Below are 21,301 nucleotides of genomic sequence, written 5' to 3'. Positions count from 1 at the left end.
GTTACCGGTTCAACAGGCTTAAGTATCCTGACAATATGTTTCATAACCTTGTCAAGACGATGATTGCGGCCGGACCAATATTTCTGCAAAAATCATGGGTTGCTTAAACGCCTTATTCTAATTTTTGTAATTATTGCTTCTGTTGAATAGAAGCGTACTGTACCAGTCCGTGTCCAGGTATTTTATATGGAAATGATGCTGCTCATAAACTGTGTTGCTTTCGTTGAACCAACGACCGAAAGTTATCCTGCGATTTCTGGCCCGGCCATCGCTGTTATCACAAATATACACGAACGCATCATCGGGATATTGCTTCAAAAAGCCGTCAAAAATGTATAATATAGTATCTTTTGTTCGCTTATCAAAAGTAGCTGGCTTTAACGAATTGAATCGTTTACAACTGAATCCAAGCATATAAACCTCGATATAATTCAAGCTTTCGGGCTTATCCGGGTCCAGTAAACTGTAGGTTGTTAGATATACGTTGTAAAGGTCCTGCGCCTGATTAAGAAATTGAAAACCTTCGATCGAAGGAATTAAATCATACAGGTTTAACAAAATTAATGCCTTTGAGCGTAGACAATGGTTTCCCCTCTTCTGTCGCCTTGTCAATCCTCTTCTTATCCTCTATCATTTGTATGAAGGGATTTACCGGAGATTCCTTTTGCTTTTTGGGAGTGGTATGTGTTTTTGTGCTCACAATCAAAAATAGCTAAATATTGTTTTAAAAACAAAATTCAATAAAAGCTGCGGGCTATAGGTCCGTTGATACGCGCAGGCCTTCGCATACCGCACAAGTTCTCTCCTCGCCCCTGCCCTCGTGCCAGATGGTTATACATAGTGGTTACTTTTATGATGGGGTGCTGAAACAAGCATGGCGACTCCTTACCCCAACTCACTCACCACTCACTACTCACTACTTCTTCCCCTTATTTTCCAGTACGATGATGGGGTTGTACATATCCCAGTTGGGTTTGAAATCTTTTTGGTTGATAAGCTTATCGCCGTAGATGGAGAAATTGCCCAGCACGATATCTTTATCGCCGTCGCCATCTAAATCAGCTACTTCCATAGCAATCCAGCGGCCATACTTGCTCACCGGTACGCGGTGCGGCTTAAATTTGCCTGGCGATGTTTGTTCCAGATAGGTAAAACCTTCGGCAGGGTAATTCTTAAAATCGGCGAAGAAAGCAATTACCGCCATATCCAGATCGCCATCGCCATCAAAATCTGCCGACATTACCTTGGATGCTCCATTGATATGGTAGAAGTAGGTTTGCTTAAACGTAAAGTTGCCCTGGTTGGTAAATACATACACGCCATGGTAGGGTTTCAGTATGCTGCTGTAATCGTTGTTGTCGCCGCAGGTGTAAATAATGTCCTCCTTTCCGTCGCCGTTGATATCTGCCAACTGGAAGCTATTGCTGCCGTAAACCGGCGGGAAATGCAACAGGTTACGTTGGGTAAAGCCGCCTTTTTTATCGTTGGTAAACAGCCAAACGCCTTCGTCGCCCTGCGCAAAAAGGCACATCACATCGGGCCAGCCATCGTTGTTAAAATCGCCAACTTCGGCCTGTATAGCACCGGGGACGGCCCGCATTATTTTCTTTTTGAAGTTGCCGTCTGCTTGCTGCTCTACCAGGTACAGCCCGCCGGTGGTATTGCCATAACCGCATACGGTATAATCTCTGCGACCATCCTTATTAAAGTCGCCCGTGGCGGTAAACACCGGGCGCGGCAGGCTATCCGCCAGTACCATGGTATCTGTTTTTGGCTTGCCCAGGGTCAACTGCTGCAGGCGACCTTTAAGGTAGTCGTTCGGCGGCAGCACGCCTATGCAGGTAAAAACGCCCGTATTGCTGCCATCGGGCTGCTTAAAAAAGTTGGCGGAAGATATGGGCGAGGGCAGTTTTTTCACCAAAGTTGCCTTCAGGCCTGCATCCCAACTAAACAGATTATTGCCCGCATCGCCCGTGTATAGTTTACCCTCATTAGCATTAAAGGCAATCATAGAAGTCATGGCGGGCGATCCCTTGCGGTTTACTTTTGCAGGCAGTTTAAGCCCAAAGATGGACCAATCTGTCGTGGTGTCGGGTTTGGGCAAGGTAAGTTTTTGCGGGGCTGCCCTTTTATAAAAATCGCGCAGTTTTTGCCAGTCGGTTAAACTCATGGCCGAGTGGCTGTCTACATAGTACTGCCCCATTTCCTGCTGTATGCCAAGGCGCAGGGCCATTTGAGGCATGATGCCATTTTCCCAGGTGGCTTTATCCAAAAGTGAGGGATCGGGGTATTGGTGGCAGCTTTTGCAGTATTGCAAACTCAGCACTTTGCCATCGGCAATGTTCTCTGCCGGGGTGTTTACGTGTGGCGTGTTAGTGCATCCGTAAAAAAAAATTATAGCCGCAGTTGTTACTGCGGCTATAAAAAAGGCTAGTTTATTTGCAGATACCCTATTTTTCTTTAACATCAATTCGCTTGCTCAACAGGTACGCTTTAATATTTTGTCCTATTTTTTTGTATGGTTCTCTAACACAATGAACGGTGTGTGCTCATCCCAATTTGGTGCAAAATTCGGCTGAAACAAAAAGCCGGTAGCATAGTTGGCCAATAATATATCGGGCTTGCCATCGTGGTTTACATCGGCAACATCCATGGCCATCCAACGGCCCAGTTTGCTTACCGGAATGGCATGCGGCTTAAACTGTAACGCTTTGTCCTGCTCAAAATAAATAAATTCTTCGGCAGGCTTATCTTTCATGTCGGCAAAAAAGGCAATGGTAGCAATATCCAGGTCACCGTCGCTATCAAAATCAGCCGCTATGGCTTTGCTACAGCCATTAATGGGGTAAAACCATTTTTGCTTAAAGCTGAATTTGCCCGTGTTCTCGTAAATATATAAGCCATGGTAAGGCTTCAGGATGCGCGAATCGTGGAAATTGTAGCCGCAGGTGTAAACCAAATCCAAATCGCCATCGTGGTCGATATCTGCCAACTGGAAGCTTGTAGAACTATTGGTAGGTGGGAATTTTATTAACTCCGTAGCCTCAAAACCACCCTTTTTATTGTTGATGTACATGGCAAGGCCCTCATCGCCGGTGCCGTAAAGCACCATTAAATCGGCCCAGCCATCGTTGTTGAAATCACCGGTAATGGCCTGCACCGCGCCCGGCCAATCGGCAATGGAAGTGCGCTTATACCCCTTGCCATCGGCGCTATGCCTAAGCAGGTAAACACCTCCCGTGTGGAAGCCCTGGGCGCATATCACTACTTCCTGTTTACCATCCTTATCAAAATCGGCACTTAAGGTTTGTATGGGTCGTGGCAAGTCGGTTTCTAATTGATTAAGCTTTAGCGTACTGCCCAGATTAACCTTAAATACGCGACCGTTAGGGAAATCAACCGGATCCATACGGCCTATGCACGATACGATGGCCTGGTTTACCCCTGCAGAATCTGCTATAAACTGAAGATTGACGGCAGCCGAGGGTAAATTTACTTTGTTAATAGGCTTAAGCTGGTTGTTAAATTCGGTTAAATTGCCGGTAACTACATCGCCCGTATAAATATTGCCGGTTTTAGGGTTAGCCATTACCATCGAGGTAAACGGAATATCCGAAGCACGCTCGGCTTTCCTTAGCGTAAAGCCCGCCCAGTCGTTCAACAATGGCGTAGGAGCCTTTGCAGCAACCAACGTATCCGGGGCCGCTTTCCTGTAATAGGCTACAATGGTTTGCCAGTTAAGCAAGCTCATGCCGCTGGTATCATTTTCGTCTTTATAAAAATCGGAGCCGTAAGTTTTTATCGAAAAATATTGCGCCATGGCAGGCAGGGTGTGCACCGTCCAAACGTCTTTGGTGAGCGCATCAAGCGGTACAAGCGCATGGCATTTGGTGCAATGTTGCTGTACCAATGCTTTACCATCGGCCAAAGTATCACCGGTTAGCTCATATGTTCGCCCTACGTTGCTTTTGCAGCTATTGAAAATGGCGCTTATGGATAATACTAATACTCCTGAAAGTATGCAGGAGGTAAACAAAAGGGTCCTTTTCATTTTTGATGTTAAAAGTAACGCTGTCTTAATTAATTCGTCAGCTTTAGCTTGTTCCAGATATATTCGCCAACCTGCTTGCCTTGTTCGGCACCTGCGTTAACGCTGTTAAGGTAATGGATACCTCCGTAGTATCGACTGACGGATGTTTCATCGGATGCCTTTAAAAACGATTTAAAATGGCGCTGCATACCAATATAACGCAGGTCGCTGGTATCGTCGTATTCAAAATTATCGCCAAATAAATGCGTAAGTATTACGGCAGATGCAGCGCTGATATCACTGTGCCCGCTTGGATACTCGGGGAATGGCGGGGTTTGCAGCATAGGCAACCATTTCTGGTCGATTTTTTCGTTGATAACGGTTACCGGCCTGATGTACCGTGTATCATATTTAACCTGCCAGCCGGTTATAAAGGCATCGAACAGGGCAATAGAGGTTAAGGCGTATGCCTGCGCGGTTTTTACGCCATCGGCTTTTGTTTTTTTACAGGCTATGGCGGTGATGCCTATCCAGTGCCCACCCGGCGTAATCTTCTTGTTCACGAACATCAAATGCCCCTGGTGCGTGATTACGAATGGGTTATCGTCCCAAAAACGGGCAATCTCTATCTGCTCGGGCGTCAGTTTCTTGCTAAGCTCATAAACCGCTACATTCTGCTTATAAAATTCGCTGTTTTTATCTGTGCTGAAAGGTGGCGGCGGCGGCAGTTTAAATTGCGTTGACGTGTCGATAGCGAAAGTGTGCATGGTACCCCAGCAATATTCAACGCCATCCAAATAATCAGGTGCAGTAGGGCGCCATTTCCCAGGGTCGCTGCTGCCTATAAAGCGCGGTTTGCCACGCGTTTGCGGATAATTATCAAATGCGGCGCGGGCCAGTACGGCTTTGCCTATCTTCTCCCCCAAATCAACAGAGCGCGAAAACTCTGCTGTATCCAGGTTGTCCTGGTACATGGCAAATACCTTTGTTTCGTATTTCTTTAGGGTATCTACAGAGAAAGTTACCTTATGCGCTACGGTGAAAAAAGCCTTGGTAGCAGCAAGAGCATAGTTGTACTTTTTGCCTTTTTCGGGCTCGGGCATTTTTTTGAATCCTCTTAACTGGCTCGTTATGGAGTTGTATTTGGGGTCTGCATACCGCATGGCTTCGTAGGCAGCCAGCGAGGTATAGCCGTATATGCGGCTGGCAACGGGCGGCGTAAACACATCATATATGATCACCTGGGTTAACTGGTCTACATTTTCGTGCAGTACATCGGCATCGCTTTTAAGGGCTATTTTGGGTTTGTTAACGCAGCCCGCTATAACCAGACAAAACGCGGCTACAAATAATACTTTAAAGTATCTCATAATTTAAATGCAATAGGTTATTTAATTGGTATGCTCCTTTTGTGGCCAGCAATATCGGTTACGGCCACCGAAGCCATTGAAGCATCAATATTAAAAAATCTGCCCGACTGTGACAAGAAGGATTGTCCATTATAAAATTCTTGTTTTGCAGTTGTCCCGCTTTTATACCTGATGGTGGCAAACATGTCAGTTGGCTGCAAAGCAATGGTTTGCACGGGCTTCTTCAGTTCGAATATTTTCAGGGCACCTCTAAACTGGCTGGCAGCAAGTAAGTACTGCCCGCCCGCTCCACGCAATTTCACCAGCGCCTTGCCATCGCCCGGGATATAAATACCGCTTTGCATAATGGATAAAGGTTTAAAGCCGCCCTTACCATCGCCTTTTAGCAGCAAGCCGTTAAACGCATCATAACGACCGGTGCTTACTTCGGTGCCGTAATCGTTGCCGTTTAGTGCCACATCAAGGTTACCATCGCCGTCGAAATCATCTATCACGATACCTGCCAACTGCGATATTTGCGCCTCGGCCGGCAGCGGCAACATCCTGAATTTGCCATGGCCATCGTTACGTAGGTAAACCGATTGTAAGGTATTAGCTTTTAACCTGATAGCCCCTTTGCGCATAGCGGGCGTAAGTACCGAATCCATGGTTGATACCGCGAATGATTTATAGTTTTGATACCGCACACGCATGCTGATCATTTGCTTAACAATATCCTCGCGCGTATGGGCCGGGAACTCCTGCATCTTGCCCTCGCGGTCTTTTAAAAACAACGACGGAAAAGCATCAAAACTGTTGTTGTTATCAAAATCCTTAGCGGTGATATATACCGGATACTGATCACTGGCTTTGTAAAAGGTGTTTGTGCCAGTATTGCCTACAATATAATCTATATCGCCATCGTGATCAAAATCGCCGCCAGCAATGGTGTTCCACCAGCCCAATTTATCGGCAATGCCAGTGGTTGGCGTTTCGTTTTTGAATACGCCATGATCGTTTTTCAGGAAGGTTACGGGCATCCATTCGCCGGTGAGCACCAGGTCGGGCCAGCCATCGTTATCGTAATCGGTAAAGGCGGCATCGCATACCAAACCTATGTTATTCAGTCCTTTAGCAGCTATTGGGGTAGCATCGGTAAACTTTATCTGCCCGTTCTTACTATCGTTACGCAGCACAAAGCTCGATACCGGCTTAGGATAATTCCATGGGTTAACACGGCCCGATACAAACAGATCCAGCGAACCGTCTTTGTTATAATCTACCGCCTTTACACACAGCTTGCTGGTAAAGTTTGCAGGCAGGGCGTTGGGTTGCAGGGTAAAGTTGCCCTTACCATCGTTAGCGTAAACCCTATCCTGGTAAGACTTTGAGCCCGACTCGTCTTCGTAGCCCCCGCTTGCGGCGTACAGGTCAAGATCACCGTCGCCGTCGGCATCAAACAAAAGCAGGCCTTCGTCCTGGTATTTATCATTGGGGCCAATAGCCGCCAACAGGTTGCGTTGGGTAAATTTGCCGTTTGCCTGTTGTATAAACAGCTGTGCCGGGTACTTAGCGGTGCCGCCCAAAACCATATCGTCGAAGCCGTTACCATCTACATCGCCAACGGCAATGGCTGGCGCGTAGGCCGATAATTTATGCGAAAGCAGTTTCTGTATGTTAAAATCGATAAAATCATCCGCCTGGTGCTTATAGCTGATACCTAACGAGCGCGTTACCTCTGTAAATAGGGACGATTGATTGATAGGCGCAGTATTAAAACTATAGCCATCGCCGGCGTTTTTGATATCAACCACAAGGGTTTGGTCGGTTCTTACGTCCTTCAGCGTTTGCTGTTTGCCGTTTTGCCATTTAATCACCACCGAATCGAGCTTATCAACCTTGCCCAAACCAAAGTGGGCTATATTTTGGATGGTAGAAAGGTACCCCCTGAACGGCGTGTTCTCATATACCTGGTGTTTGCCCTTATTGTAGTATATATCGGCCCAGGCACCTATGCCGCCCAAATTTTGGGGCCCGCCTTTAAATTGAACCTGTAAGAAATGGTTATCAGCTTTCTCCTTATCGCGCGAGGTGTTCCGATACAGGAAAGGTTCGTCATCTATATTATTGATGATCATATCCATAGCCCCGTCGCCGTCCAAATCGGCATATACGCAACCGTTAGAGAAGGATGGGATATCCATTCCCCAGTTTTTAGTTACATCGTCAAAGCCCAGATTACCGTTGTTATGGAAAGCATAATTGGGTATTTTTACAATGGGTATCTGATCGAGCACCTGTTTTTTGGTAGCCACGGCGAACGATTCTTCGCGGAAGGCGATAAAATCGTGGTCGGTAACATCGCGAGGGTAGCCGTTAGTGACTACAATATCGCGGTAACCGTCGTTATCAAAGTCGGTTATCATTGGCCCCCAGCTCCAGTCGGTTTGGGCAACGCCGCTAAAAAAGGCCACTTCGCTGAAGATAGGTGCGCCTATAGAATCGTTTTGCCCCAGGCGCGGGCCCTGGTTTAGCTGCAGGGTGTTATGATTGTATTGGTATTGGTAACCGTAATGATCGAAGTTTTGGTACAACTGGTATGAGGTGCCGGGCATAAACATCTTTTTTCGGTAGTTATCCTCGGGATCCATATCCAGCTCAAACACATCGGCAAGGCCATCGTTGTTGATGTCCTGTATATCCTGGCCCATGGCACTGGTTGCCGTATGCTTAAAATATTCTTTAGAGCGGTCGGTAAACGTACCGTCGTGATTGTTGATGTAGAGGATATTGTTGGGCAAAAAATCGTTGGTAACATAAATATCTTTCCAGCCATCGCGGTTGATATCGGCAATGGTGGCTGCGTGGCCGTAGCCTTCTATCAGTATGCCTGCCGCTTTAGAAACATTGGTATAAACGGGATGCTTTAGCGCAGGGTTGTAATCGTTGCGGTACAGCCTGCCCGTACTGCGCGACGAACCATCGGTAGCCAGGTACCTGAAAGCGCTGGTATTATCGGTAGATTGGGCCTCATTTACGGTTAGGTACATATCCAGGTCGCCATCGTTATCATAATCGAAGAACGATGCCATGGTAGAGTGTACGTTGATATCAAGCCCGTATGCTTTTGCTTCTTCTTTGAATGTAGGGATGCCCTCTTTGCCTACGCCCTGGTTGATGTAGAGCAGGTTCATGCGTTTTACAGGTTCGTTCAACAGCGTGTTGCACACGTAAATATCGGCCAGGCCATCGTTATTGATATCTACAACGGCTACGCCCCTGCCCCATCCGCCTTTGCCGCCTACGCCGGCTTTATCGGTAACATCGTCAAACTGCATATCGCCTTTATTGAGGTACATACGGTTTGATACTGCATTGCCCACAAAATAGATATCGGGCTTGCCATCGTTATTAAAGTCGCCTATACCTACGCCGCCGCCGTTATAAATATTCAGCTTATCCAGCGGGTTGATGGTATCGTTCTCTACGATAAGGTTATTGAATTTTATGCCCGAGTGCGACGATTCTATCCCCTCGAAAAGCGTGGCCTTTTTACACGAAAAAAAAGCGACAGAAAACAGCAAGAATAGGATGGGCTTAACAGGTTTCATAGGATTCAATAGTACACAAATATAAAAATATAAAAAAAGAGGAGGAGATGTTAGTCTCCCCCTCTTTATAATTAAAGTACTGGTTACGAATTAATAACCCGGGTTTTGTTTGATGCTACCTGCGGTAATATCAATCTGAGCCTGTGGTATTGGATAAAGTTCGTTTTTACCAACTGTGAATTTAGCTTGTTTCAACAGCAGGATAGGGAAGTTTGGCACGTGGTTTTCGTGATCAAGATAGAAATTGATCGCGGCACCCATGAAACCATTGCCCATTGGGCCGCCGGTGATACCATCCCAACGCTGTAAGTCGAAGAAACGGTGACCTTCCATACCCAATTCAAGGCGACGTTCAAACTGAACGATTTTGCGCGCAGTAGCTTTGTCGGTAAACGAACCTGCAGGGTACAAACCAACTTTGTAGTTAGCAGCAGGAGTGCTGGTGTAACCGCCTGTAGGTTTAGTAGCATCAACATAAGTATGCACCCAGCCGGTAGCATCAGCTGCACGGGTACGGATCTGGTTTACGTAAGCCAATGCATTGTCAAGCGTACCAACTTCAATTTCGCACTCAGCAGCCCACAGTATTACGTCGGCAAAACGGATTGCATTGTAGCTGTTTGATGTTGCCTGGTTAGCAGCCCAACCGCCGTAAGTATCAGAAGTTGTAGCTTGTGCTGCCTGGTAGTAAACGTTTTTGATAGGGCTGTATGGGCCACCGTCGTCCTGGTCACGAGCCCATGCTTTTCCCGGGTGAATACCCCAGTCAAGGTAAGGGATACCCCTGCGACCTACTGACCAATCTAAACGTGAATCGACAGTTTCTGTAGCCGGCGTAAAGTCGGAAGACTCACTGATGCCCTGGTCGTTCTTCAAATCTGAATTGTTGTAGGTATCCAATAATGGCAAACCTGTAACCGGATCTGTTTTAAAGGCATTAGCAAAGCTGAACGATGGCTGGAAGAAACCGCAGCATGAAGCAGGGCCACCAGCGGCGAAGTTAAGCGTGCTACCAGCGTTACCGTTTAGGCCGTTAGCACCATCTTTAACAGATGTTTGTACTACGAATACACCTTCTGGCCCGTTCTTTTTAGATGGGTTGAAGTTATCGGCGTATTTTACCAGCGCGTATTTAGCACCACCTGCAGTTTTACCGTTTGCAATAACATCTTTTAAGATGGTAAGCGCTTCGGCGTATTTATGATCGTACAATAACGCTTTTGCCTGGAAAGCTTTAGCTGCCCATTTGTTTGCACGGCCAACCTGTGGCTGTGTTTCTGGCAACACTGCTGCTGCTGCTGCAAAATCGGCAGCAATTTTATCCCATATCGGGCCTGGGTTACCTACGGTGTAGTTACCGGCATCATAAGTAATACTTTCATCTGCATAAGGTACATTCCTCCATAACTTGGCCAGTTCAAAGTGGTAGAAACCGCGCAGGAAACGGGCCTCGGCAGTTGCCTGAGCAATGTTATCTGCACTCATTGAACCGTCTTTTACTAAAGGTATCTCGCGGATTACGTCATTTGCACGCTGTACGCCTGCAAAGTTCATTCTCCATTTCGGATCCAGGTAATCGTTAACACCGTTCATGGTACGTGCCTCAATATCTGCGGCACTTGGCTGGTCACCAGGGGTTGAACCTTTGTGCGCATCATCACCACCAACGCTACCATAAATCCAGTTATCAGTACCTGTAGACCAGGTTGCACCGGCCTGCCCGTTGTAAACACCATCTACCAATGCGTAAGCACCTATCAACAAGCCATCTACACCTGCTTTATTTGCTAAAACGATTTGATTTAGCGAACCTGTGGGCGTTTGTTCCAAAAACTTCTTACACGACAAAGAGAAGGCAAGGGTGGCAATGGAGCCCACAATGATCAATTTGTGATTTAATTTTTTCATATTTAAAATTTTTTAAAATCCTTCTAATTAAAATGTTGCGCGTACACCAATGATAAACTTACGCTCGGTGGTTGGGTAGTTACCGAAATCCACGCCACTGCTGTTACCTGTAACGGCCTGCAATTCTGGATCTAAACCTGTGTATTTGGTAATGGTAAACGGATTTACAGCTTGTATATATACGTTTAATTTATCAGCACCAATTTGCTTAAGGCCCGATTTAAAGGTGTAACCTACTTGTACCTGTTTCAGTTTCAGGAACGAACCATTTTCCAGGTAGTAAGAGTTAACCACACCTGCACTACTAAAGGTACTTGCAGCTTCTGCAATTGGTGCTTTAGGGTTAAGGTTGGTTGGGCTCCAAGAGTTGTACAACAGGTCGTTACCTTTGTTACCGGTTAATGAACTGTAGAAGTTAGTCCAGTATTTGGTGTAGTTAAAGTTGTCGTTACCTTGTGAGCCATAGAAGTTAGCGCTTAAATCAAAGTTTTTATAGTTCAAGCCTAAGTTAACACCGTAAGTAAAATCCGGGTTAGGGTTACCAAAGTAGGTACGGTCATCAGCGGTAATTTTTTTATCGCCGTTAACATCGCGGTATTTGAAGCGGCCTGGAGCTGCATCATTCTGTGTTGGCGAAGCAGCTACATCAGCAGCTGAAGCGAAATAACCGATTACATCATACCCATAGAACGAACCTACCGGGTGGCCTTCAGCCTGGCGGGAGATATCGCCGATACGGCTGCCAACAACAGTGAAAGGATTTGGTATATCGTAAATGTTGTTTTTGTAAGTAGTAAGCGTAAGCCCAACGTTGAAATTCAAATCGCTACCGATCTTATCGCGGTAACTAGCCGATATATCGAAACCTTTGTTACGTACTTCGCCTGTGTTGATAGAAGGCTGACTTGCACCACCTGTTGTTGCTGGTAATGCCGGGGCGAACAATAAGTTTGTAGATCTTTTTTGGTAATACTCGATTGATAGGTTCAATTTATTGAACAACGTTGCATCGAAACCTATGTTGGCGATGTAATCCCTTTCCCAGGTAGTAGATGCGTTACCGATAGTACTGTTGAAGAAACCTTGCTGTATGCTGTTGCTTGAACCTGTGATATCGTAAAACGATGAACCTTTATCCAGACTATACAAAGAGAAAGCATTTGATGGCGACACGTTATTATCAAAACCCGAAACACCGTAGCTTCCGCGCAGTTTTAACGAATTTAACCAGTTGATGCCTTTTGCAAAGTCTTCCTGAGTTACGTTCCATGCTGCTGATACGGCCGGGAAGTAACCTATGTTGTGGCCTGCTGCGAACCTTGATGAACCATCACGGCGTAATGTAGCCGATATATAGTATTTTTCGTTATACGAATAATCTAATTTACCAAAAAAAGACTGGTGAGTAATAGGCTGTGCGTTATAGCTGTATGCTGTTAACGAACCTGTACCGCCAGATAAGGTAACGAAAGCCGGGTCTAAAGACGGCAAGCTAACAACGTTACCACCTACGCCACGGCCAAATTCTTCCCTTTGCTCATAACCTGCCAGGAAGTTAACTTTATGTTTACCAAATGCCTGGTTATAAACCACCGTGTTACTCCAGTTATAGTTATTGTAGTAGCTGGCGTTTTCGCTAAAGCTTTCGGTACCACCATGGCCTTCACCGCTATCATACGGCCTGTAGTTGATGCTGTAATTTTCCTGGTTGTTAACAGTACCGCTAAAAGCTGTACGTGCAGTAAAGTGCTTTAAGAAATCTGCTTCGGCAAATACTGTACCTTGTATGTTCCAGTTTTTAACGGTGTTGTATTTCTGCCTGTCCTGCGTAGCTACAGGGTTAACAGCGTTACCTAAAGAAGTTGGGCCTGCCCATGTACCGCCATATTGCTTACCAGAGATATCATAAATAGGTATCTGCGGCTCTATACGGTAAACTTCGGATATGGAGTTACCTTCGCCCTGGTTACCGCCCGGGATAGTACCCTGGCCGTTTGGAGACAGTGTGTAGAACAACGAAGCGTTTTCACCAAAACGGAAGTGATCTTTGATATTGAAGGTAGTGTTGATACGCGTAGTAGCCCTCTTGAAGTAGGTATTAATCAACGTACCTTGCTGATCGAGGTAACCTGCAGAGAAGTAATAGGCGTTTTTATCATTCGCACCCTGTGCGCTTACCGTATGCTGTTGCATAGTAGCCGGTTTGAACACCGCATGGAACCAATCGGTACCCTGGCCATTATCGTACTTCTGGATAAGGTAATCGTTGTTTGGGTTAAATACATCAAAACGGTATTTAGAAGGATCTACCTTCGGATCGCCGGCTGCAAAGTTGCCTTTTACGCCCGGGCCCTGTGCTCCGTAAGCTGCGATAGAGCCATCAGCTAAAAATAAGCTATTTGTAGGATCTACCTTTTTAACTAAGGTTAAGTAATCCTGTGCGTTTAACACATTGAAAGGATTACCACCTAAAGGCCTTTGTGTGCCGTAGTAGCCATCATAAGTGATAGACGATTTACCTGCTTTACCTTTTTTGGTTGTAACAATAACAACACCGTTACCACCCGCAATACCGTAGATAGCTGCGGCACCCGCATCTTTCAATACCGACATAGACTCGATATCGTTAGGGTTAACGTTACCTAAATCGCCACCCTGCACACCATCAATAATAATTAACGGTGAAGAATTTGCGAAGTTGGAGATACCACGGATAAGGATTTGTGCACCTGCACCAGGAGAACCCTGGGTAACTACGGTAACACCTGATGCCTGGCCCTGCAGCAATTGATCGGAACTGCTTGCAGGCACTTTGATGGCCTGTGCCACATCTACCGTTGCAACCGAACCGGAGATGTCCTTTTTACGTTGCGAGGTGTAGCCCGTTACAACAACTTCGTTAAGGCTATTGGCGGCTACCTGCAGTACGATGCTGATGTTTTCACTTGCACCTACTGTAACTTCCTGGGTGGTGTACCCAAGGTAAGAAACCACCAGAACATTACCGGCGCTTACATTAATGGTAAACTGCCCGTTAACGTCGGTTTGTGTACCGGTAGATGTGCCCTTGATACGCACGCTGGCGCCAACAACGGGCAGCTTGTCATCGCTGCCTGTTACACGGCCGGTGTGTTTTGTTTGGGCTTGAACTACCAATGAAGAAACCATGCAGCATAATAGCACGCACAATACTCTTCCTTTAAGGAGTAAACTTTTAAACATGAGATTGAGATTTAGTTGATTAATATATTTGATTTAAGATCTTGGTTACATTAGTGTATGATTTTGGGCTTGTAACTAAGAATAGGAAGGCATACGAAAAAACCCGAACAGTTTTCTTTCACTAAAGGGGTGAGATTCCCTTTATACATGAAGTTGTGAAAAAGAAAATTTTGTAGAAGTTTAATCATATAACGATACTACCCTGTCTAATTTTTTTCCTGTTTACAATTGCACGACCCGTCTTGACGACCGCATCATGCTTTTCAAATCCCCGAAATTTTGTTGCTTTTCTAATTACAGAAAAGTTTATAATGGTACTGCATCTAATATAAACAGAGTGTACAGGTTACACAAGTTTGTTATATAGAATTATGAATTATTTATTTTTTAAGAAGTTTGGCAGGATAATTTACAATTTTTAAAAACTTTATTAATCACCTGTTAACGATTAAGGCTTATTGATAAAAACTTAACAATGTAAAAAAGTTGTTATAAAGCACTTTTTATATCAAATGCTGAACTTTTTGTTTTGCGGAGCCTCTAAATTTTAACGCGGGTGCTTTTTTTTTGAAAATTGCCTCTCTTTTTACCTGCCGTCCATCAGCGCAAATTACCGGGAGGTTATTTTTTTGTTAATTTTTTATTTTTTAACCTGCAAGGGATTTTAGCGCAAAAGTGTAGCGTTTCTGGAAATGGTTTTAAGGGTTTTATAAACAAAATATGCCATTGCGTTGTACAATGGCATATTTTGCAATCATTTTTATAAGCCGTGTTTAACCATTAGGGCATCAGTTATTTTAGCCAGTTTACCTTAGCACTATGCGTATCGGCCGAATTCGTGCCGATTTGTATTACAAATTCGCCCGGCTCCCAATCGTACTTCAACTGGCTGTTATAAAACTTCAATTGCTCGGTTGTGATACTGAACGTAACCTCTTTAACCTCTCCTGCTGCCAGTTTAAGCTTCCTGAAATCTTTCAGTTCTTTTACCGAGCGCGATATGCTGGCTACCGGGTCGCTGATGTAAAGCTGCACTACTTCTTCGCCCGCATAGCTGCCGGTGTTGGTTATGGTAACTGTTGCGGTTAAAGTTACGTTACCTTTTAAATTTGTTTTATTAAGTTTTACGTCGCTGTAGCTAAAGCTGGTATAACTTAAGCCATAACCGAACGGAAACAGCGGATCGTTAGAAATATCGAGGTAATTGGATTTGAATTTGGTTGGGCCATCGGTATAAGGGCGGCCGGTATTTTTGTGGTTATAATATATAGGTATCTGCCCCACGCTGCGCGGGAAGGTTGCGGTAAGCTTGCCCGATGGATTGTAGTTGCCAAACAGCACTTCGCCAATGGCGTTACCTGCTTCGGTGCCCGGTGCCCAAACATCTAATATAGCTGCTGCATTCTCGTTTTCCCAGGTTAGGGTAAGCGGCCTGCCATTAAATAGTACCATTACGATGGGTTTGCCTAATTTAGCAAGCGCTTTTAGCAAATTCTTCTGGCTCTCGGGGATGCTAATGTCTGACCGGCTGGACGATTCGCCGCTCATGCTTTGGCTTTCGCCCACTACAGCTACAATAATATCCGCTTTTTTTGCGGTGTTAACCGCTTCATCTATCATTTCCTGCGGGGTGCGGGTATCCAAAGATACCATGTCAGGCCCAAAATTCAGGCGTTTCATAAACTCGGTATCATCGGTAATGTTAGATCCCTTAGCGTAAAGGAGCTTTACGTTATCGCCTACCATATGCTTAATCCCTTCTAATACGCTTACCGATTTTTCCCACTCGCCGGCAATAACCCAGGTACCCAGCATATCGCGTTTGTTATCTGCCAGCGGGCCAACAACGGCAATAGTGCCGCCCGACTTTTTAAGCGGCAATATCTGGCCGGCGTTTTTCAGCAGCACAAACGAGTGCTCGGCGGCTATACGTGCCGCTTTGCGGTTATCATCGGTAAATACGTCTTTACGTTCATTATCGGCATTAAGGGATTTGTATGGGTTATCAAACAAGCCCAGTTTGTACTTTGCCTCCAATACGCGGCGGCAAGCCAGGTCTATCTCGCCCTGAGTTACTTTGCCCTGCTGTAAGGATTTCTTCAAGGTGTTCAGGAAACCTTCGGCTACCATATCCATATCCAGGCCCGCTTTCAAAGCAATTGCCGATACCTGCGGCAGATCGCCCAGGCCGTGGTTGGTCATTTCGCTCAGCGACGTATAATCGCTCACCACAAAACCTTTAAAGCCCCATTGTTTGCGCAACAGATCGGTAAGCAGCCATTTATTGCCCGTTGAGGGGATACCATCCACCGTGTTGAACGAACTCATGATACTGCCCGCGCCGGCATCTACTGCTGCTTTATAAGGCGGCAGGTAATCCTGGTACATCTGCAGGCGGCTCATGTCAACCGTATTGTATTCGCGACCAGCCTCTGCCCCACCGTATAAAGCAAAGTGCTTTACGCAGGCAATAACAGCATCGGCGTTACGCAGGCTTGTACCCTGGTAGCCTCTTACCATTGCGCCGGCTATCTTCCCGCCCAGGAAAGGGTCTTCCCCGCTACCTTCTGATATGCGGCCCCAGCGTGCATCGCGCGCAATATCCACCATCGGCGAAAACACCCAGTTAAGGCCCTCAGCAGTGGCTTCTTTTGCGGCAATATGTGCGGCATTCTGTATCAAAGGTAAATCCCACGTGGCCGACATGCCCAGCGGGATAGGGAAAATGGTGCGGTGCCCGTGTATTACATCTAACCCAAATATTAAAGGTATATGCAAGCGGCTATTTTTTACAGCCAGCTGTTGCGCCTTGCGCACATTTTCTATGCCGTATAAGCCGAAAATGCCGCCAATATGTCCGTTAGCAATGCCATTATCCACCCCATTATTGGTAACCGAACCGGTGATGGCCATACCGCTGGTAACCAGGTTAAGCTGGCCAATCTTTTCGTCGACGGTCATCTTCTTCATCAACGCATTGATAAAGGCATCCATCCTGGCATCGGGCTTTGGCTGTTGGGCCGTGGCATTGCCTAAGGGCAGCGCGATCATAACCGCAGCCGCTATCTTTAAAAGAGGTTTTTTTGTAAATAAAATTTTCATTGCGCTAGCTTAATTTATATTTTGCCAAAATGAACACGGCGGGATATGCTATCCCAATAACAGTTTGTTAAACTTATTGGTTATTATTGACGCTTAAATAAGTATTGATAAATGGTGTAATTGGTACACAATTGTAGATATTAAATTTAAACAATCAAAGTATTTTCGTATAATAGTACAAATGTTGACTAAAGAAGAACTGGAAAAATTTTCTGCCGATGCCCTTGAGCTTTACCTGGACCATATCTCTATAGATTGCGTGGTGTTTGGTTTTCATGAGGGGCAGATGAAGGTGCTGATGCTGAAAAGCAAGAATGAGGAAGGCTGGCAGTTGCCGGGCGGCTTTGTGCAGAAAAGAGAACCTATAGATACCGCTGCTAACCGCATATTGGCTACCCGGACCGGCATTGATAAGGTTTTTTTGAAACAGTTTCATGTATTTGGCGACCCTGACCGCAACCGGCAACACAACGAGCAGTACAACGATATGGTACCTAAAGAGCGGAACTTCTTCTCGCACCGCTTTATATCCATCGGCTACTATGCGTTAGTAGATTTTTCTGATGCCATACCTACCCCAGATGAATTCAGCGAGCTTTGTGCCTGGCGCGATGTTAACGACCTGCCTGTATTTTTGCTTGATCATGAATTGATATTTAACACCGCGCTGGATACCTTACGTTTGCAGCTTAGCTACCAGCCTATAGGCTATAACCTAATGCCTAAGGAATTTACGATGCCCGAGTTGCAAAAGCTTTACGAAACCATACTGGGCAAAAAGCTCGACAGGCGTAACTTCCAGCGCCGTATTCTCGGCTTTGGTATATTGAACAAGCTGCCTCAAACCCGCAAAGGCGGCGCGCATAAAGCCCCTTACCTTTATTCGTTCGATCTGGAGAATTATCAGGCAGCCCTGAAAGAGGGCTTGAAGAGCGGGTGGTAGGTGCCCCACCCAAACCCTCCCCGAAAGGGAGGGCCTTAAGAAATTTCAAAAGTCTCCCCTACCGGGGGAGATTTAGAGGGGGCGTGCCAGATTTTTTTCCTACCTTAAGCGCACATCTACACTACGCTTATGAAATACAAATCTGCACTAATTGACACCGTTTTAGTTATTTTGGGCATATTCTCTGCCGGTATGGGGCTTAAAGGTTTTTTGCTGCCAAGCCATTTTATTGACGGTGGAGTAACCGGTATTGCCATTTTAGTGGCCGACGTTACGCACCTCCCCCTGCCCATCCTGATTTTTATCATCAACGTTCCCTTCATTTTTTTAGGTTACCGCAAGCTTGGGCTTAATTTTGCCATCCGCAGCGCGCTGGCCATAGGCGGGCTGGCATTGGTGTTAGCCTTTGTAAAATTCCCCGATGTTACGCCCGATAAGTTGCTTACCGCCGTGTTTGGTGGCGTGTTCATTGGCGCGGGCATTGGGCTGGCCATACGCGGCGGCGCAGTGCTTGATGGTACAGAAATTGCAGCAGTGCTGGTGAGCAAAAAAAGCCAGATCGTACGCGTAAGCGACGTGATACTTACGCTCAACGTATTCATCTTTATGGCAGCCATTTATGTTTTGAGCGTAGAACAGGGCTTATATTCTATACTCACCTATCTCTCTGCATCCAAAATGATTGATTTGATATTGAACGGTTTGGAGCAATACACCGGCATGACGGTAGTATCGGCCAAGGGCGAAGAAATACGCAAGGCCATTACCCAAAACCTTGGCCGCGGCGTAACCGTGTACCAGGGCAAAAGCGGCTACGGTAAAGACGGGCACATCAATTCGCCGCGAGAAATCATTTTTACAGTCGCCACCCGCTTGGAAGTACCCTTAATAAAACGTGAGATATTGAATATAGACCCACAGGCCTTCATTGTACAGCAAAGCGTGGATGATACCACTGGAGGTTTGTTGAAAAGGAAGAAAGGGCATTAGGAATCAAGAGACAAGAATCAAGACTTATTCATGACCGAGAGATTTGACAACTTTTTGAAAGTTGTCAAATCTTAACCGTCTCAGAGGCAGCTTTGCGACACAAATATCTTGCGTCTCTACAATAGTTCAAAACTTATCCCGCCCGCGCGTGTTGTCCTGCTATAAACTTAAAGCAAACCATCGTGAAAACAATCATCGTAAACGGCAACCCCGAAGACATGTCCGCCTTAATGGTACCCAAAGAAACAAGTACTTATCACGATCATGACACCGTAACCCTGCAATCATCAGATGGCAAATATTCGGTAGAGAAAACCATCTTCAGGATGGTAGATGGCGGCGAAGACAACTGGGAACTACAGTTCGAATAACACCGAACTGCAGTTAAGGCCGACTTTACTTTTCTTTGGTAAAAACGTATTCGCCGCCACCTTGCTTTAAGGTAAATTGGCCATCAGCAGGCTTAAATTCCATCACTATCCCTGCTGCATCAAACACAAACTTATCTGGCGTGGTGGTTGCATCCAGCGGAAAAGCACCCTGACCAGTAGCCTGGGCAATAAGTGTGCTGCCATCTTTTGTTACCGTTATTTTTATGGGTAAAGCCGGGCAGGCGTACACACCGGTGTACTTATCCAGGCTTTCGGCCTTGGCAGTTACAAAGGAAGGGATGACGTATGACTGGTTAAAATAGATTGCCAATGCCCCTTTCAATACCTCATCCGGCGAATAGCTGCCCCCATTTTTAGTGTACGATATGGCCAGCTTATCCTCGGGGAAATAAGCCAATGACGACAGGAAACCGTCGATAACGCCTCCATGGCCGTAACCTGTTTTATCTTTAAACAGCATTTTGTGCATGGCCATGCCATAGTTTTCGGTAGTGGGTTTCATTTGCTCCAGGCTTGCCGCTTTGATCAATTTCCCGGCAAAAAGTGCTTCAATGAATTTATCGAGATCGGAAGGTGTGGACACCATAGCCCCTGCGCCGGTGGGTATGCTCATATCGCTTTCGGGCATTAATTTCCAGCTTCCGGCGTAGTTATATGATAAAGCTTCGTTTGCGGCTACATTTATTTTGCCGCCGTAATAGGTGTCTTTTAAGCCAATTTTATCAATAATGCGTTTCTTAACCACTTCGGCATAAGGCTTGCCTGTTATTTTTTCGATAATATAACTCAGCAGGAGAAAGTTGGTATTGCTGTAAGCGTATTTAGCACCGGGTTCAAAATCGGGCTTGAAGGCGGCAATTTTCGTTAGTAGATGCTCGTGCGTGGTGGGGGTAGTCATGTAGGAACCAAATGCAGGGTCGTTAGTAAAATTGAATAAACCGCTATGGTGGCTAAGCAATTGGGCGATGGTAATTTTTGCGGCGTTAGGGATTTGCGGGTAAAATCTATCCAGCGTGGTTTCCAGCGTAAGCTTTTTTTCTTCAATCAGCTGAAAAGTAATAACGCCCGTAAATACTTTACTGATAGAACCGATACGGTATTTGGTATGTGCATCTGCCGGTGTTTTAGCATCGACCGCAAGGTGGCCTACTGACTTTTGGTAAATAATTTTACCATCTACCGATATGGCCAGGCTACCCATGGTTTTATTATTGGCCGCCAGCACATCCAGTAGGCTATCGAGTTTGGGTTTATTGAGGGTTTGAGCGTTAACCGCAGTACCTACAGATAACGTAAACAATGCAAGGGCGAGTAGATTTTTGATCATTGGGGTAGATTTTTAAAGCGTATTGTTTGGACGGAGTATCAATAGGGATGTTACCAAAGATGGTAAATAATTACTGATGAGGCGGGGTTGGGAGGGAGAAAATATTGTGGCTTTACGTCGTTCCGCATTAGGGGGTGCAGCGGATACCGGCCTGTGAATAAGGCCATGTGCGCGTATGAGCGGAACACCCGGGCCGAAGGCAATGCCATAATTCCCCCGATGACTCTATCCGAAATCATGTCGAATTTTTCGCATCAGACAACTGAACTTCATTAAACATCTTATATATTTATACTTATATATTAATAATGCGAATCAAGAGTTAAATATTAGGTAAATAAAGGCAGCGGCAATTTTGCCAAAGACATGTACAAGCAAGCCCTTTGTTGACCTTACTTTGTTGGCTCTCTGGATGTCGGTTTTTTCG

General features: G+C 45.7%; 13 protein-coding genes. 3 read left to right on the top strand and 10 right to left on the bottom strand.

From position 1 onward, the window contains the following. Positions 1-117 precede the first annotated feature (117 nt). From E2R66_RS27085 to bglX, 9 genes are all read right to left on the bottom strand, one after another. Positions 118-558, bottom strand: coding sequence for a DUF6169 family protein (locus E2R66_RS27085; RefSeq protein WP_134737971.1), 441 nt, complete (start codon positions 556-558; stop codon positions 118-120). Further along, a complete protein-coding gene (locus E2R66_RS28605; RefSeq protein ID WP_158288521.1) occupies positions 542-700 on the bottom strand; it encodes a hypothetical protein in 159 nt (52 codons plus the stop codon). Before E2R66_RS28605 ends, E2R66_RS27085 begins: the two co-directional genes overlap by 17 nt. A gap of 216 nt (positions 701-916) precedes the next feature. Further along, on the bottom strand, positions 917-2,467 hold the full coding sequence (locus tag E2R66_RS27080) for an FG-GAP repeat domain-containing protein (protein ID WP_133236801.1): 1,551 nt from the start codon (positions 2,465-2,467) through the stop codon (positions 917-919). 39 nt (positions 2,468-2,506) lie between these two features. Then, positions 2,507-4,051 (bottom strand): FG-GAP repeat domain-containing protein, encoded by a 1,545-nt coding sequence (locus tag E2R66_RS27075; protein WP_133236803.1) that lies wholly within the window; start codon positions 4,049-4,051, stop codon positions 2,507-2,509. A gap of 29 nt (positions 4,052-4,080) precedes the next feature. Next, entirely contained in the window at positions 4,081-5,400 is a 1,320-nt protein-coding gene (locus E2R66_RS27070) for a vanadium-dependent haloperoxidase (RefSeq protein ID WP_133236805.1), read from the bottom strand. Between the two features lie 17 nt (positions 5,401-5,417). Further along, the gene (locus E2R66_RS27065; protein ID WP_133236807.1) at positions 5,418-8,990 is read right to left on the bottom strand and encodes a VCBS repeat-containing protein; all 3,573 of its coding nucleotides are present in this window, start codon (positions 8,988-8,990) and stop codon (positions 5,418-5,420) included. A 90-nt stretch (positions 8,991-9,080) separates the two neighbouring features. Continuing rightward, on the bottom strand, positions 9,081-10,898 hold the full coding sequence (locus E2R66_RS27060) for a RagB/SusD family nutrient uptake outer membrane protein (protein WP_133236809.1): 1,818 nt from the start codon (positions 10,896-10,898) through the stop codon (positions 9,081-9,083). Between the two features lie 27 nt (positions 10,899-10,925). Then, positions 10,926-14,120: a SusC/RagA family TonB-linked outer membrane protein gene (locus E2R66_RS27055; protein WP_204986002.1), complete on the bottom strand. Its 3,195-nt coding sequence runs from the start codon at positions 14,118-14,120 to the stop codon at positions 10,926-10,928. 792 nt (positions 14,121-14,912) lie between these two features. Beyond that, entirely contained in the window at positions 14,913-17,222 is a 2,310-nt protein-coding gene (gene bglX / locus E2R66_RS27050) for a beta-glucosidase BglX (RefSeq protein ID WP_133236811.1), read from the bottom strand. A gap of 181 nt (positions 17,223-17,403) precedes the next feature. Here bglX and E2R66_RS27045 point away from each other — a divergent pair, with 181 nt between their 5' ends. The 3 genes from E2R66_RS27045 to E2R66_RS27035 all read left to right on the top strand — a co-directional run bounded on the left by E2R66_RS27045 (position 17,404) and on the right by E2R66_RS27035 (position 19,526). After that, the gene (locus E2R66_RS27045; RefSeq protein ID WP_133236813.1) at positions 17,404-18,165 is read left to right on the top strand and encodes an NUDIX hydrolase; all 762 of its coding nucleotides are present in this window, start codon (positions 17,404-17,406) and stop codon (positions 18,163-18,165) included. Between the two features lie 129 nt (positions 18,166-18,294). Then, positions 18,295-19,155 carry a YitT family protein gene (locus E2R66_RS27040; RefSeq protein ID WP_133236815.1) on the top strand — a complete coding sequence of 287 codons (861 nt, stop codon included), beginning with the start codon at positions 18,295-18,297 and terminating at the stop codon, positions 19,153-19,155. A gap of 182 nt (positions 19,156-19,337) precedes the next feature. After that, positions 19,338-19,526 (top strand): hypothetical protein, encoded by a 189-nt coding sequence (locus E2R66_RS27035; protein WP_133236817.1) that lies wholly within the window; start codon positions 19,338-19,340, stop codon positions 19,524-19,526. Positions 19,527-19,551: 25 nt separating this feature from the next. Here E2R66_RS27035 and E2R66_RS27030 read toward each other — a convergent pair whose 3' ends face one another. Continuing rightward, on the bottom strand, positions 19,552-20,874 hold the full coding sequence (locus tag E2R66_RS27030; protein ID WP_133236819.1) for a serine hydrolase domain-containing protein: 1,323 nt from the start codon (positions 20,872-20,874) through the stop codon (positions 19,552-19,554). Positions 20,875-21,301: the final 427 nt, after the last annotated feature.

Source organism: Mucilaginibacter psychrotolerans (assembly GCF_004519315.1).
GTDB lineage: Bacteria > Bacteroidota > Bacteroidia > Sphingobacteriales > Sphingobacteriaceae > Mucilaginibacter > Mucilaginibacter psychrotolerans.
This window is presented reverse-complemented; position numbering and strand designations above follow the sequence as displayed.

What these genes read in the sequence shown, in the direction of transcription:
- E2R66_RS27065 (WP_133236807.1), bottom strand. Translation starts at nt 8,990, where the DNA reads ATGAAACCTGTTAAGCCCATCCTATTCTTGCTGTTTTCTGTCGCTTTT.
- E2R66_RS27055 (WP_204986002.1), bottom strand. Translation starts at nt 14,120, where the DNA reads ATGTTTAAAAGTTTACTCCTTAAAGGAAGAGTATTGTGCGTGCTATTA.
- E2R66_RS27040 (WP_133236815.1), top strand. Translation starts at nt 18,295, where the DNA reads ATGAAATACAAATCTGCACTAATTGACACCGTTTTAGTTATTTTGGGC.
- E2R66_RS27080 (WP_133236801.1), bottom strand. Translation starts at nt 2,467, where the DNA reads ATGTTAAAGAAAAATAGGGTATCTGCAAATAAACTAGCCTTTTTTATA.
- E2R66_RS27075 (WP_133236803.1), bottom strand. Translation starts at nt 4,051, where the DNA reads ATGAAAAGGACCCTTTTGTTTACCTCCTGCATACTTTCAGGAGTATTA.
- E2R66_RS27060 (WP_133236809.1), bottom strand. Translation starts at nt 10,898, where the DNA reads ATGAAAAAATTAAATCACAAATTGATCATTGTGGGCTCCATTGCCACC.
- E2R66_RS27045 (WP_133236813.1), top strand. Translation starts at nt 17,404, where the DNA reads ATGTTGACTAAAGAAGAACTGGAAAAATTTTCTGCCGATGCCCTTGAG.
- bglX (WP_133236811.1), bottom strand. Translation starts at nt 17,222, where the DNA reads ATGAAAATTTTATTTACAAAAAAACCTCTTTTAAAGATAGCGGCTGCG.
- E2R66_RS27070 (WP_133236805.1), bottom strand. Translation starts at nt 5,400, where the DNA reads ATGAGATACTTTAAAGTATTATTTGTAGCCGCGTTTTGTCTGGTTATA.
- E2R66_RS27030 (WP_133236819.1), bottom strand. Translation starts at nt 20,874, where the DNA reads ATGATCAAAAATCTACTCGCCCTTGCATTGTTTACGTTATCTGTAGGT.